Raw genomic sequence first — 13,186 nt, 5'->3', positions numbered from 1 at the left:
TTTTTGTATCTAATCCCAAAGTAGTGTCTTTTTATTTTTCTTCAGCGGCTTCTTCCTGCTCTTCTGCAACCTCTTCGAAATCTGTCAAACCGGCTGCTACCAGCAGATTGTACCAGGAAATCAGCTTTTTAATATCGGAAGAATGTACACGGTCGCGGTCGAAGTTTGGCAATACTTCTGCCAGATAAGTACGAAGTTCCTCTGATGTAGCCTTCTTCAGATCCATAACTACAGCAGCACCATTCTCTTTCTTCTTCATAGAAACCAGTACATCTCTCAATGGAATATCTTCTGCATCCGTATACATGGCAATATCACCCAACGAAATAATCTTTTCGTTACCGTAAGCCGGGAAGCGTTTTTTATCCACAATTGATTCTACAATCAGCATATTCTTTCCTTGAGAAACAAGTTTATACAATCCTGGTTTTCCAGAGATAGACAAAATAGTCTTCAACATAACTCTATTCTTATTTTATTTAGTTAATAGTAATTTTAATCGGATGGCAAAGATAATGCAAGCTAAAGAGAATACAAAATAAGGTTACTTATTTTTGCTTACACCCGTCCTTTGACCCAAGACAGGAAGCAAGGCATATCTTCTTTTTCTACAACGATGCAAGCAATTCCCGGACTTGTGGTATCAAAGTTTTCTCACCGTCGTTCACTATCACAAAATCGGCCTGACGGCGTTTCACCTCGTCATCCATCTGACTACGGATGCGCTGTTCAATCAATTTGCGCGACGAACTGTCACGTTCTATCGCACGCGCTATACGTACCTCACGAGGCGCATATACCATCAGTACTTTGTCCACTTCGGCTGTAAAACCAGCCTCTATCAGAATGGCCGATTCGATACCTACCAAAGGAAACTTTTCGTGTTCCTGCACCCATCGGCGGAAATCCTTCTTCACCTGCGGATGGACAATTGCATTGACCTCACGTGCATGTTGCTCCGAAGCAAAAAGATACGAAGCCAGCATCGGCTTGTTCAAAACACCACCTGCATACACTTCGTCGCCCAGCAAATCTACCAGCTTCCGACGTATTTCTCCGTCCGTCAGCATCAGTTTCTTTGTTTCAACATCAGAGATATAAACAGGCACTCCCATCACTTCGAGTAAACGGGACACAACACTTTTTCCACTGCCTATTCCCCCCGTTATTCCTATCTTAATTGCCATAATCCGATGGTATTTGCTCTATCAAAAAGTCTACCTGCTCCGGATGGATACGTACTTGCGTGACTCCTTCCGGCACATGTCCCAACTTCACTTTATACTTGTCCGAACCCAACAGCAGCAGTTCTTCATACGATACACGAATATGAAAATCATCAGCTGTAATCTTCCTGAAGCGGCTTAGTCCTACCTGAAAAGTGACTTGTACTTTCGAAGGAAAAGCCCGCAGCACCTTGTCGGCCGGGAAGTTAACACCCCGTAAAGGTACTTCTACCGTTTTCTCCGTATAAATATCAACAGGTAACATCATGTCAACCGAAGATGGAACATATTTTATTCCTTTGCGTGCCATCAGACCAACCTGTTGCTTCAACGTATCAGTAATCTCATCCTGTCTGACCCATTTCGTATAGGCCGCAGTTATAGTGTCTAAAGCCTCTTTCGAAGCATACACCAATACCGAATCAGGCGTAAAAACAGTATCCGACAAATAATATTGCCTGCCGGCATTCACCTCACCCAACAACTTCACTGGTACCAGTTTCGAATCACCAGTAGAATAATAATACTCTAACGTGTCCGGCTTCATAGCGAGCAAACGTGTTGACACATTCAGCTGACTAAGAATTTTCTTCTCGAATTCAGACGAAACGATACGCACATGATTGCTGTTGTCACTCGTCTTGTATTCATCGAAATTAATAGCAAGAGGATAGAAACTCTTCCCTAACATATAGTTCAACAATACAGTGCCTTTGTCCTTCACTTTGATATGCAACTCTGTAGCCGGTTCCGAAGTGATAACAACATTATCAGGTACCCCTTTCAACCGCACAGGGACGGAGAACTCCGTTTCATAGTCGTTGTTCAACGTCTGCAACAACCAGAAACCACTGGCTATAAAAAAGAAAAACAAAAAAATGAAGAACTCTCTGCTCTTGGCACTGAGCAGAAAGTTCTTCACTTGTGCAGCAATCTTAGAGTATTTGCTCTTTATATTACTACGATCGAGCATAGGCTCATATTCCTTCCTTTATTTTGCAGCCTGGCTACCATTAGCATCGGCAGCAGCGGCAAAAATAGAATTCTTATCAATACGGATCTTTACATTAGAAGCAATCTCAAGAATCACGTCATTATCATTGATTTCTTTGACCACACCATGAATACCTCCGGCAGTAATCACTTTCTGATTAACCTGAAGCGATTTACGGAAATTGGCAATTTCTTTTTGCTTCTTGTTCTGCGGACGAATCATAAAGAAATACATGATCACAAACATGGCTATCAGCATAATCCACATCATGCTACCGCCACCCGCAGGACCTGCGGGAGTAGCTTGCAGGAAGAATACAGTCATCAAATTCATAAATATTCAGTTTTAGTTTTTTAAATGTGAGCAACAAAGGTATCAGTTTTTCGTTAACTTCCCTTCTTTTTTTAATACCTTAACAATTCCGTCTAAAGTACCATTGACAAAACTGCCGCTCTTCAATGTACTATATACTTTTGCGATGTCGACATATTCGTTCAGGGAAACGCTGATTGGGATATTGGGGAAACTCAAGATCTCGGCCAACGCACACTGCATAATGATGACGTCCATGAAAGCTACACGCTCCAAATCCCAGTTGCGCGTATTCTCGCTGATCAGATGACGATAGTAGTCGCTGTTCAGAATAGCACGGCGGAACAACCGGCGGGCAAACTCGCGATCCTCATCATCCTTGAACTCGGGAAGCAGTTCCTGATTGGCTCCATTCTTTTCGTCAAAGCGTTTGATGGTTTTCAGTACAAAGGTGTCAACAATATCCTTGTCATCATTCCAATACAGACTTTGGTCTTCAAGCAGACTGTCCAGATCCTCGTTGTGGAAAATAAAGGTTTTATAAAGTTTCCGCCACAATTCGCGGTCAGCTTCGTACGAAGTTTCTGACGAAGCCATATATTCCTTATATATATCCGAAGCCTGAATCTTCTCATAAAGCCCCTTCACGAAATCTTCATCATTGCTCCAACTGCGTTTCTGGTTGGCGGCATAATCCATCAGCTGCTTGTTTCCCTCCAACTGGGCAACAAACTTGTTTTCCACAAATTTCATGTTCGGATACAATTCTTCAGGAGTAGGAGCCAATTTGGCCTTTGCAGTGTCAATACGCTTACGCGCATAGTTCGTCAAAGCAACCATCAGCATCAGCAGGTAATTGTAAAGGTCGTACGCCTTAGAAAGGCTAAAGAACAATTCTTTCTCCGCTGAGTCTAAATTTTTACTGCCGTTCTGATAATAAGCATATACAATCTGTATAATCTTAAGACGAATAAGAACTCTGTTAATCATAATGCTAAATAAATACTATTGTTTTAACAATGCAAAAGTAGACATTTTTAGTGAGTTGAGCACAAACAAATCACATTTTTTTATGCGGAAAGTCATTATCCGGCATTTTTCTTTTGACAGTTTAAAAAAAATCATCAATTTTGAAGCCGATTACAACAAGAATTTAGGCAATATGGAAGAGTTAAAGAAAAAAAACGGTGTTGATATGAGCGACAAAGAGATTGTATTCTCCCAGTCCATCAAAGCTGGTAAGCGCATTTACTATCTGGACGTAAAAAAGAACAGAAAAGACGAAATGTTTTTAGCCATCACCGAAAGCAAGAAAATTGTAACCGGCGAAGGCGACGATTCACAAGTAAGTTTCGAAAAGCATAAAATATTCCTTTATAAAGAAGACTTCGAAAAATTCATGGCCGGCTTGCAGCAGGCTATCCAGTTCATCCAACAGGAACAAGGCGAAAGCACTTTTTCTGATACAACTCCAGAAAACAGTTCCTCGGAAGCAAACAGCGCAGAAACTAAGCAAACAGCCAAGCCTGATTCATCGACATTGGAAGGAGAAATCAAAATAGACATTGATTTTTAAAAAGTATTTTTGTGTAATTCAAAAAGAAAATGTAATTTTGCACCGCTTTTTTGCAGCATCGTATGGATAGACCATATCGTGTGATGGTGAATTAAGCAACAAACAAACTTAATTTAGAGTAACACAAAAACTTTTAAAAGATGAAATCAATCGAAATTAAAGGAACTGCAAGAACTATTGCAGAACGTTCTTCGGAACAAGCCAGAGCTTTGAAAGCTATTCGTAAAAACAACGGTGTACCTTGCGTATTGTACGGCGGTGGCGAAAACATCCACTTCACTGTACCCGCAGAAGGCTTGCGCAACTTGGTATATACTCCGCACATCTACGTGGTTGACCTGATCATCGATGGCAAAAAAGTAAATGCTATCATGAAGGACATCCAGTTCCACCCTGTAAAAGATACTATTCTGCACGTTGACTTCTATCAGATCGACGAAGCTAAACCTATCGTAATGGAAGTTCCCGTACAGTTGGAAGGTCTGGCTGAAGGTGTGAAAGCCGGTGGTAAGTTGGCATTGCAAATCCGCAAGCTGAAAGTGAAAGCTTTATATAATGTAATCCCTGAAAGACTGATCGTAAACGTTTCTCACCTGGGTCTTGGTAAGACTATCAAAGTGGGTGAGTTGAATTTCGAAGGTCTGGAACTGCTGAATGCTAAAGAAGCAGTTGTATGTGCTGTGAAGCTGACTCGTGCCGCAAGAGGTGCCGCAGCTGCAGCCAACTAATCAGCATCTCCTTTATTTAAAATATCCTTTGACGCGGATTACGCAACCACTCGCAGATTCACTTATACAATCCGCGAGTAGTTGTGATAATCCGCGTCGCTTTTTTATGAATAATGCTGCATACTTGCGCATTTAAAACAAGTTATCTAGACAGACACTCATGAAATATCTGATTGTAGGATTAGGAAACATCGGCCCTGAATACCATGAAACCCGCCATAACATAGGATTCATGGTAGTAGACGCACTGGCCAAAGCCGCAGGAGCTACGTTCGAAGACCGCCGTTACGGATTCATCACCACGCTGTCGGTTAAGGGCCGTCAGTTACTGCTGCTGAAACCCTCCACATACATGAATCTTAGTGGAAACGCAGTCCGTTACTGGATGCAGAAAGAAAACATTCCTCTCGAAAATGTACTGATCGTGGTAGACGATCTTGCCCTTCCATTCGGCACTTTGCGACTGAAAGGAAAAGGTAGTGATGCCGGACACAACGGCCTGAAACACATAGCCGCTACTTTGGGTACACAAAATTACGCCCGACTGAGATTTGGCATCGGAAACGACTTTCCACGCGGAGGACAAATAGACTATGTGTTAGGCCACTTCACCGACGAAGACTGGAAGACCATGCCCGAACGGCTGGAAACTGCCGGAGAAATCGTAAAAAGTTTCTGCCTGGCAGGAATCGACATTACAATGAATCAATATAATAAGAAATAAATGAGCGAAGCCAGAATAGATAAATGGATGTGGGCAGTACGCATCTTTAAGACGCGTACCATCGCCGCCGAAGCCTGCAAGAAAGGACGTGTCAGCATTAACGGAGCACAGGCGAAAGCAGCACGTATGGTAAAACCAGGCGACGTCATACAGGTACGAAAACCGCCTATCACCTATTCTTTTAAAGTATTACAGACCATCGAGAAACGGGTCGGAGCCAAAGTCGTTCCTGAAATGATGGAAAACGTTACGACTCCCGACCAATATGAATTGCTGGAAATGAGCCGTGTCAGCGGATTCGTGAATCGAGCTAAAGGAACAGGTCGTCCTACCAAAAAGGACAGACGCGAACTCGAAGAATTTACTGCACCCGAATTTATGGACTACTTTGATTTCGACTTCGACTTTGAAGACGAAGACTGAAAACAAACCTCTTCCATCCATCATACAAGCAAACTTTACAAAACTACAGATAAGTAAAACAGGATTTTAACGTCAATGCATAATGATATGAAGGAAAAAATAATTAAATGGGGATTCATAGGCTGTGGCGAAGTAACCAAATACAAAAGTGGTCCGGCCTTTCAGAAAATAGAAAATTCCGAAGTTGTAGCCGTTATGAGCCGCGACGGTGCCAAAGCCAAAGCGTATGCACAGGAAAGAGGAATCCCCAAATGGTACGATGATGCACAAGAACTGATTGACGACGACGAAATAAACGCTATCTACATAGCCACTCCTCCTTCCTCGCACGCTACATACGCCGTCATGTCAATGAAAGCGGGAAAGCCTGTTTACATTGAAAAGCCGATGGCTGTCACTTACGAGGAGTGCTGCCGCATCAACCGCGTTTCGCACGAGACGGGAGTTCCTTGCTTCGTTGCCTATTATCGGCGTTACCTTCCCTATTTCCAGAAAGTAAAATCGCTGGTCGAAGAAGGTGCTATCGGAAATGTCATCAACATCCAAATTCGTTTCGCACAACCTCCACGCGATCTGGACTACAACAAGCAGAAATTACCTTGGCGCGTACAGCCCGATATTGCAGGCGGAGGCTACTTCTACGATTTGGCTCCTCATCAGATTGACTTATTACAGGAAATATTCGGCTGCATACTACAAGCCAGCGGCTACAAAAGCAACCGGGGCGGACTCTACCCTGCCGAGGACACACTGAGCGCTTGCTTCCAGTTCGACAGCGGCCTGGTAGGCAGTGGTTCTTGGTGCTTCGTTGCACACGACTCGGCACGTGAAGACCGTATCGAAATTATCGGAGACAAGGGCATGATCTGTTTCTCGGTTTTCACCTACGACCCAATAGCGCTTCACACCGAAAGAGGACGTGAAGAAATTATTGTCGAGAATCCCATATACGTACAGCAGCCGCTCATTCAGGCAGTAGTAGACCACTTGCTGGGCAAATCAGTATGTACATGCGATGGCGAAAGCGCTACTCTTACCAACTGGGTAATGGACAAGATATTAGGGAAGTTATAAACAGACTTCCCTACTCCATTTCCTCATCTTCATTCTTCTCCCCAACCAGCTTATACACATCTGCTTTTTCTCCCACAATCCACACAACATCGCCTTCGGCAAAAGGTTCATGCGGATCGGGAGCGTGAAGTTCGTCACTACCACGCTCTACACCGGCTATCAGACAATGATACTTCTCACGAATGCCGGCTTCCTTCAGCGTCTTGCCCAAGAAGGGAGAACCAGCATCGATGCGGAACTGACGAAGAATCGTTTCGCTTTTTTCCACCACGTCAGTATCCAATTCTGAGACTTTTGCCATCTCTTCGCCAAAACGGTTCAGTTCTTCATCCGTAGCTATCACCTGCAATTTATCTTGTGGAAACAAGCGGTCCATAGCACCGGGAATATTGATACGTTTCTTTCCACGCAGGATGGAGACAACATGCACACCATATTCTTTACCGAAATTCAGTTCGGCAAGCGTTTTGCCAACCCATCCCGACTCGCCCGGCACCACATAATCGGCCAGATGCAAGTCGCGCGAAAGCAGACGACCCGCATATTCAGGCTTCTTCTCGCCCATATATTCCGCCCGAATGTCACGCGAACGTAAGTTTTGGAAGAACTTACGTTCTATCAGTATGGACTGTCTTTTCAGCTGACGAGACAGAATCATCACAATCACCAGCAACAATGCAACACCAAACACCAGTCCGACCGACATCTTGAACAGTCCTGCAATGACGAACATCACAAAAGATACGGCCAGCAATATGCGCAACACAATGGTAGCTACTAGCGGCGCACGGTTTCCACGGTTGTCATTCCACAGTGTAACAAATTCCATGGAATGGTTTTTCTTGATCATGATGGCCCGCAGGAAAGGAGCCAGGAACAGAATCGTTACAAACGCTGCAACCAACGCTCCCCAAACGCCCGGTAATCCTTCCTTGCAAAGAGGTACCAGGAAACGGAATGAAACCGCTACTATAGCCACACACACAATGGAGTAAACGACCGTAATACGCACAAGCGATACGATCAAGCGCTTCCATAAGCTATCATGATTGACCGCACGCGAGCCCGATGTATAGCGGTCGAGAAAGCCTTTCCACCTTTTCGGCATGTGAGCATCCACAAAATTGGAAGCCGGTTCGGCCAGACGTATCATATAAGGAGTAAGGAAAGTCGTAATCACCGATACAGCCACCACAATAGGATAGAGGAAATGACTGGTCACATTCAGAGAAACACCCAACGAGGCAATAATAAAAGCAAACTCACCAATCTGTGTCAAACTGAATCCGCACTGCATGGCTGTCTTCAACGGTTGTCCCGACAGCAGAACGCCCAATGTGCCAAACAAAGACTGTCCGACAATCACCGCCAATGTTATGACCAGAATGGGGATAGCATATTCAACAATCATCCCTGGATCGACCATCATACCTACCGACACGAAAAAGATAGCTCCGAACAAGTCCTTTACCGGTTTTACCAGCTGCTCGATGTGCTCTGCCTCTAATGTCTCTGCCAGAATAGAACCCATAATGAAAGCTCCAAAGGCCGCAGAAAAACCCGTATGGGCAGCTATCACCACCATACCGAAACACAGTCCTAACGAAACGATGAGCATCGTCTCATCGCTCATCAGCTTGCGGCAGCGCTTCAGCAGTTCAGGAATCAGATAGATGCCTACCACAAACCAGAGTATCAGGAAGAAGAGCAGTTTGGCGACGCTTTCCAGCATTTCCGTCCCTTCGAAATTGTTGCTGACTGCCATGGTAGACAGCATCACCATCAGGACAATGGCCAGAATATCTTCCAAAATAAGCACACTTAACACCAGTCCTGTAAACTGCTTTTTCAGTATGCCCAAATCATCGAAAGCTTTATAGATAATGGTAGTAGACGACATGGCTATCATTCCTCCCAGGAAGATGCAGTCCATCCGCTTCCATCCGAATGATGTTCCCACTGCTACACCGACCAGTATCATACAGAAAATAATGGTACAGGCTGCAATAATAGCCGGACCTCCTACCTTTACAATCTTCTTGAAACTGAACTCTAATCCCAATGCAAACAGCAAGAAGATGACACCTATATCGGCCCAAGTCTGTATGTTGGCCGTGTCCATCACCGAAGGGGTAAAAGACAGATGAGGGCTTGCCAGAAAACCGGCTACCACATATCCTAACACAAGAGGCTGTTTCAGCTTCTTGAAAAGCAGTGTCATCAAACTTGCAGAAATCAATATAAGTGCCAAATCGGCAATCAGAGGAGCTAAATGCGACATAATATTATCCTTTTTGTCATTATTAGTGCAAAGTTACAACAAAGAAACGAAAACTCATATCTTTTTGTCTAATGTTTAATGACCCTTTTCTCGCCAGAAAAGGCAAAAACAGGAAAAACTTATTTTTCCCTCTAACAACAGCTGTCAATGAAAGGAGGATTACATAATTCATAAAGGGGGACTTGCATAGTTCGCAAGCACTCTTATTTCACACTCGTAATGCCCGCAATGCAAGTTTCCTATTTTTAGAACTACCCTACTGGGTAGTGGAAAAGTCTCACGAAGTATGGAACTTTGCAGAAGAAAACTAAAAGGATTTATGACTGCATCAATTTATTAATCGCTAATAATCAAACTTATATATTATTTCATATCGAATTCACGTTAAATATTACAGTGTTATTGCAAGCGTAAATAATAGTTCACGCCCACGCAGTTTGTAATCATAGATGTAAGTATTGATAGAATCGTATATCGTATAGCTATATGCATCTTGGTTTAACGCGTTTTGCAAGTTCAGATTAAACCTGAAAGCTTTGAATAACCAAGTTATGCCAAAATCAAGCAAGCCCGTTGTTTTACTCTGATTTTCTGTTAAGTCCTTTTTCACGATGTCTGATGAAGCGGACAATATAAAGGACTGTACCGGTGTGATTTTTAATGAGATTTTATGTACTTGCGACCAATAACTTCTCTTGATTTCCTCATAGTTCAAAAAAGTTTTGCTTATTTCACCGGAATAATCCAATTCGACATATTTGCATGGCTGCGAGGTCAATGTAGAGGAAATGCCGACACTTTGCCAGGAATAGGTTGTGAGCAAGCTGTTCTGCTCTGCCTGCTGTTGTCTCCATATATACAGTCCATTTAATGAAATTTTTGTCTTTATGGATTCAATTTGCTTGGTAATGCCCAGTTGGGCCGTTATGTTATGGGTATTGTTGGGCATATACAGGTAAGTTGACTGAATCAAGTCTGATGTTACCTTATGGGATGCCAGCAGATTGTTATGCTCACGTTGGTACATGATGTCAGCATTGACAAACCACATATCCAATGGTATCTTATAGTCATAGTGCAGGTTTGCCATCAACGATTGATTGTCCTGCAGAATGCCGGAACTGATTTTTTGAGTTATGTTGTCCGTCTGCACTGGGAACGTCAGGAAGTCCAGAATGTCCCCAAAGTTTCGTGTATAGGCTACTTGCGTCCTGAATGTAGAACGGCTGCTGAATTTATAGTTGAAATAAATTCCAGGACATACGGAAAAGAAACTGAATTTATCTTTTTCATTCTGTATGTAATTCTTGTTGTATATGTAATCTATCCGCATCGGTACGTCAGCCCGAAAGACATAGATGCGTTTCGGATGGGTATATTCATAGCGCGGAGCAAAAGCAACACTCAAATTACCACCTGTCATATCGTTCTTATTGGCTGTATTCTCTCGGTAGGACTGTAAATCTGTTTGTATTTTATCTGCCGAATAGTTCAGTGACAGTGGAAAATGAAAACGCGAGTTCTTGAAATCATAAATCGCAGACAGGAGATTCTTGGTCTGAAAGCTCAAGCTGTTTACATGCTGATGAATGTCGTTTCCTTCGTTTGTGACAGTAAGCCTGACTTGTGGAGTGTTGAATAACAGCACGGATGATGACAACCTCCAGCGCAGTTTCTTCCTGCGCCAGCTATATGAAAAATCATTTCCTACATAGTAGTCACACATGGACTGTTGCTGCATAAGTGTCTGGCCGTTTTCCGTAGTCGGCAAATCGTTGCGCAGGAACGTGGCCTTGCCAAATAGAGAATTATCAAGATAGCTTGTCGATGCATTGTTTTTATAAACGATGGAGAAACTGGGAGTATGACTGGTTGACAGCGAATTTATACCTTGGTCGATGATTATATTTTCATCCCCGTCATAGAAATTGCGTTGAATATCATAATCATATTGGCTTTTGTAATAGCTGTAATCGACGTTTCCACGCAATGTGGCTGTTTCTGTTATTTTTTGAATAAAATTGACTGAAAACATGCGTTCGGCAGGCGAGGCATACCGGTCTTTGTCCATCGGTGGAGTGGAAGCCGATACATTGCCCATCAGTTTTTCTGCCTTGGACTCTTCTTCGATTCCTCCGATAAGAGAAGTCACTTCATCTGAAGCAAATGAATATACGTTCCCTATTTTCAATGTGGTAATGGTTTGGAACTTGGGCTTGAAAAGCATACCGGCCCCGCTTGCCTGATATAGCCAGTCGTCACCATATCCGGCAGAGCCTTCATACGTTCCAATGGGTTTAAAACGTGCATTGTTATTCATGTTGATGTTTATGGCCACATCATCTGAAAAAATATCCTTATTCATGTTTATGGCCTGATGATTGTTCAGCACCTGAACAGAATTTACGTACGAGGCAGGTATATTTGTGGTCGCTATGTTATATTTCCCGCCAAGCAAATCCAGACCGTCAATGTAAAAGCTTGAGATGTCTTTCCCCAGGTATTTGATTTTGCCCGATTCTTCTACGTTTATGCCCGGAAGCTTTTTCAGGGCGTCTTTCAATGTATAGTCACTTTGAGTGGTATATGCAGAAAGATGAAAGGACAAGGTATCGCCGCGCTGGTAGATGGCCGGGGCCTTTACGACCACTTCTTTCAATTCCGTCGCTTTTTCTTTCATTGTAAGATTGCAGGTCTGGGACATATTCAAGATTTCGTTTTCCACAGATTCATACCCCATCGACTCGGCGATTAGCCTGACTTTTTTTGAATCAGTATGAAAAGCAACATTAAAATGTCCCTTGTCAGAAATTGCATAGGCAATGACGGTGCTGTCCGCAGAAATTTTGATGATCGCACCGTCGATGCCTGCGCCGGAAACATCTCTCAACATTCCTTCTATCCGACTTTGAGAATAAGCGATACCTGTAATAACGCAAAATAATATACTGAAGAATAAACGCATAGCCAAATTTTCATTCTAATTCCAAGGGAGTGTAACCATTTGGGCGAATCCGCAACTGTACACCGTTGATAAGGATGGAGCTTTTCCCTTCTTCATCCTTTTGCACCGTCATATCACTGATTGATTCCAGTGGAATGTTTGTCATGGGGTCCTCTTCAAATTTGTTCTTGCTTTTGACAAACTTGTCTCTTTCTACGGTCACTATGTTGGGGATATCCGGCAAAGCTATCGGCAATGTGCCCTTGCGGAAAGTAATGGCTTCAAAACGGTGTATGTTCTCCGTATCATGAGCCAGCATTACGAGGCCGGGAAGGCCACAAAATTTCCAAGGACCGAAAGTGGTCGGTATTTCCGGTGCGTACCACACGACCCATTTTCTTCCTCCGTATTCACCCGTCGCTTTTTTGCAGACGTATCCACAGACGGTATCGGTTTCATTGCCTAAACTCCACTGTATCGGGCGGAGTTTTTCCTTGTACAAATAATAATCCGGCGGTATTACACTGTAAACAGACATTTCCCCTTGCGGATGGTTCTGTAATACCGTCTGGTCGAAAAACAAACTGTTCCTTATTTTCTGCATCTGGTATTTTTTTATATCCTCGTCGGAAGCATGGGGGCTGGCGTTGACAGAATCGGACTGGAATGCCGTGTAATCCATAAAACAGGAGCAATCACGTCCTATCTGTAAAATAGTCGTATAGGTGTCCGTAATGGATTTTGAGTTTGTCACCTTATATTCGTACAGGCATTCATAATCTGTCGGGAACGTGTTGCTTTGTTGTGCGGACAATGACAAGGAAAGTCCCAGTCCTGCACTGAGAATTAGAAAATGTTTCATATACAATAAGTTTTATGAAGTTAATATCTGTTGATGGTTATT

At 43.2% G+C, this 13,186-nt stretch carries 13 protein-coding genes; 5 read left to right on the top strand and 8 right to left on the bottom strand.

The window, feature by feature from the left end; genetic code table 11:
• Positions 1-31: 31 nt before the first annotated feature.
• The 5 genes from BQ5591_RS09525 to nusB all read right to left on the bottom strand — a co-directional run bounded on the left by BQ5591_RS09525 (position 32) and on the right by nusB (position 3,522).
• Complete coding sequence (locus BQ5591_RS09525; protein WP_022164255.1) at positions 32-460, bottom strand: DUF5606 family protein; 429 nt, start codon at positions 458-460, stop codon at positions 32-34.
• Between the two features lie 148 nt (positions 461-608).
• The gene (gene coaE / locus BQ5591_RS09520; RefSeq protein WP_071149124.1) at positions 609-1,187 is read right to left on the bottom strand and encodes a dephospho-CoA kinase; all 579 of its coding nucleotides are present in this window, start codon (positions 1,185-1,187) and stop codon (positions 609-611) included.
• Positions 1,177-2,199: a CdaR family protein gene (locus BQ5591_RS09515; protein WP_071149123.1), complete on the bottom strand. Its 1,023-nt coding sequence runs from the start codon at positions 2,197-2,199 to the stop codon at positions 1,177-1,179. The genes coaE and BQ5591_RS09515 overlap by 11 nt, the downstream gene beginning before the upstream one ends.
• Before the next feature lie 18 nt (positions 2,200-2,217).
• Entirely contained in the window at positions 2,218-2,553 is a 336-nt protein-coding gene (gene yajC, locus BQ5591_RS09510) for a preprotein translocase subunit YajC (RefSeq protein WP_022164252.1), read from the bottom strand.
• A 42-nt stretch (positions 2,554-2,595) separates the two neighbouring features.
• Positions 2,596-3,522 (bottom strand): transcription antitermination factor NusB, encoded by a 927-nt coding sequence (nusB, locus tag BQ5591_RS09505; RefSeq protein ID WP_022164251.1) that lies wholly within the window; start codon positions 3,520-3,522, stop codon positions 2,596-2,598.
• A 172-nt stretch (positions 3,523-3,694) separates the two neighbouring features.
• Here nusB and BQ5591_RS09500 point away from each other — a divergent pair, with 172 nt between their 5' ends.
• The 5 genes from BQ5591_RS09500 to BQ5591_RS09480 all read left to right on the top strand — a co-directional run bounded on the left by BQ5591_RS09500 (position 3,695) and on the right by BQ5591_RS09480 (position 7,057).
• Positions 3,695-4,108 carry a PUR family DNA/RNA-binding protein gene (locus BQ5591_RS09500; protein WP_071149411.1) on the top strand — a complete coding sequence of 138 codons (414 nt, stop codon included), beginning with the start codon at positions 3,695-3,697 and terminating at the stop codon, positions 4,106-4,108.
• A 140-nt stretch (positions 4,109-4,248) separates the two neighbouring features.
• The gene (locus tag BQ5591_RS09495; RefSeq protein ID WP_022164249.1) at positions 4,249-4,836 is read left to right on the top strand and encodes a 50S ribosomal protein L25/general stress protein Ctc; all 588 of its coding nucleotides are present in this window, start codon (positions 4,249-4,251) and stop codon (positions 4,834-4,836) included.
• A 160-nt stretch (positions 4,837-4,996) separates the two neighbouring features.
• Positions 4,997-5,560 (top strand): aminoacyl-tRNA hydrolase, encoded by a 564-nt coding sequence (gene pth, locus BQ5591_RS09490; RefSeq protein ID WP_022164248.1) that lies wholly within the window; start codon positions 4,997-4,999, stop codon positions 5,558-5,560.
• Positions 5,561-5,983, top strand: a complete 423-nt coding sequence (locus BQ5591_RS09485; protein ID WP_071149122.1) for an RNA-binding S4 domain-containing protein — start codon at positions 5,561-5,563, stop codon at positions 5,981-5,983.
• Positions 5,984-6,070: 87 nt separating this feature from the next.
• A complete protein-coding gene (locus tag BQ5591_RS09480) occupies positions 6,071-7,057 on the top strand; it encodes a Gfo/Idh/MocA family protein (protein ID WP_022164246.1) in 987 nt (328 codons plus the stop codon).
• A 10-nt stretch (positions 7,058-7,067) separates the two neighbouring features.
• Here the strand turns inward: BQ5591_RS09480 and BQ5591_RS09475 are convergent, their stop codons facing one another.
• From BQ5591_RS09475 to BQ5591_RS09465, 3 genes are all read right to left on the bottom strand, one after another.
• Complete coding sequence (locus BQ5591_RS09475; protein ID WP_022164245.1) at positions 7,068-9,338, bottom strand: monovalent cation:proton antiporter family protein; 2,271 nt, start codon at positions 9,336-9,338, stop codon at positions 7,068-7,070.
• Between the two features lie 391 nt (positions 9,339-9,729).
• A complete protein-coding gene (locus BQ5591_RS09470) occupies positions 9,730-12,231 on the bottom strand; it encodes a hypothetical protein (RefSeq protein ID WP_083380917.1) in 2,502 nt (833 codons plus the stop codon).
• An 82-nt stretch (positions 12,232-12,313) separates the two neighbouring features.
• A complete protein-coding gene (locus BQ5591_RS09465; RefSeq protein ID WP_071149121.1) occupies positions 12,314-13,144 on the bottom strand; it encodes a GLPGLI family protein in 831 nt (276 codons plus the stop codon).
• Positions 13,145-13,186 lie beyond the last annotated feature (42 nt).

It is taken from the genome of Bacteroides ndongoniae, assembly GCF_900108345.1.
Lineage (GTDB): Bacteria > Bacteroidota > Bacteroidia > Bacteroidales > Bacteroidaceae > Bacteroides > Bacteroides ndongoniae.
This window is presented reverse-complemented; position numbering and strand designations above follow the sequence as displayed.

Excerpts from the sequence above, each read along its gene's own strand:
- pth (WP_022164248.1), top strand. The coding sequence starts at position 4,997 with ATGAAATATCTGATTGTAGGATTAGGAAACATCGGCCCTGAATACCAT.
- BQ5591_RS09470 (WP_083380917.1), bottom strand. The coding sequence starts at position 12,231 with ATGTTGAGAGATGTTTCCGGCGCAGGCATCGACGGTGCGATCATCAAA.
- coaE (WP_071149124.1), bottom strand. The coding sequence starts at position 1,187 with ATGGCAATTAAGATAGGAATAACGGGGGGAATAGGCAGTGGAAAAAGT.
- BQ5591_RS09500 (WP_071149411.1), top strand. The coding sequence starts at position 3,695 with ATGGAAGAGTTAAAGAAAAAAAACGGTGTTGATATGAGCGACAAAGAG.
- BQ5591_RS09495 (WP_022164249.1), top strand. The coding sequence starts at position 4,249 with ATGAAATCAATCGAAATTAAAGGAACTGCAAGAACTATTGCAGAACGT.
- BQ5591_RS09515 (WP_071149123.1), bottom strand. The coding sequence starts at position 2,199 with ATGCTCGATCGTAGTAATATAAAGAGCAAATACTCTAAGATTGCTGCA.
- nusB (WP_022164251.1), bottom strand. The coding sequence starts at position 3,522 with ATGATTAACAGAGTTCTTATTCGTCTTAAGATTATACAGATTGTATAT.
- BQ5591_RS09475 (WP_022164245.1), bottom strand. The coding sequence starts at position 9,338 with ATGTCGCATTTAGCTCCTCTGATTGCCGATTTGGCACTTATATTGATT.
- BQ5591_RS09480 (WP_022164246.1), top strand. The coding sequence starts at position 6,071 with ATGAAGGAAAAAATAATTAAATGGGGATTCATAGGCTGTGGCGAAGTA.
- BQ5591_RS09485 (WP_071149122.1), top strand. The coding sequence starts at position 5,561 with ATGAGCGAAGCCAGAATAGATAAATGGATGTGGGCAGTACGCATCTTT.
- yajC (WP_022164252.1), bottom strand. The coding sequence starts at position 2,553 with ATGAATTTGATGACTGTATTCTTCCTGCAAGCTACTCCCGCAGGTCCT.
- BQ5591_RS09465 (WP_071149121.1), bottom strand. The coding sequence starts at position 13,144 with ATGAAACATTTTCTAATTCTCAGTGCAGGACTGGGACTTTCCTTGTCA.
- BQ5591_RS09525 (WP_022164255.1), bottom strand. The coding sequence starts at position 460 with ATGTTGAAGACTATTTTGTCTATCTCTGGAAAACCAGGATTGTATAAA.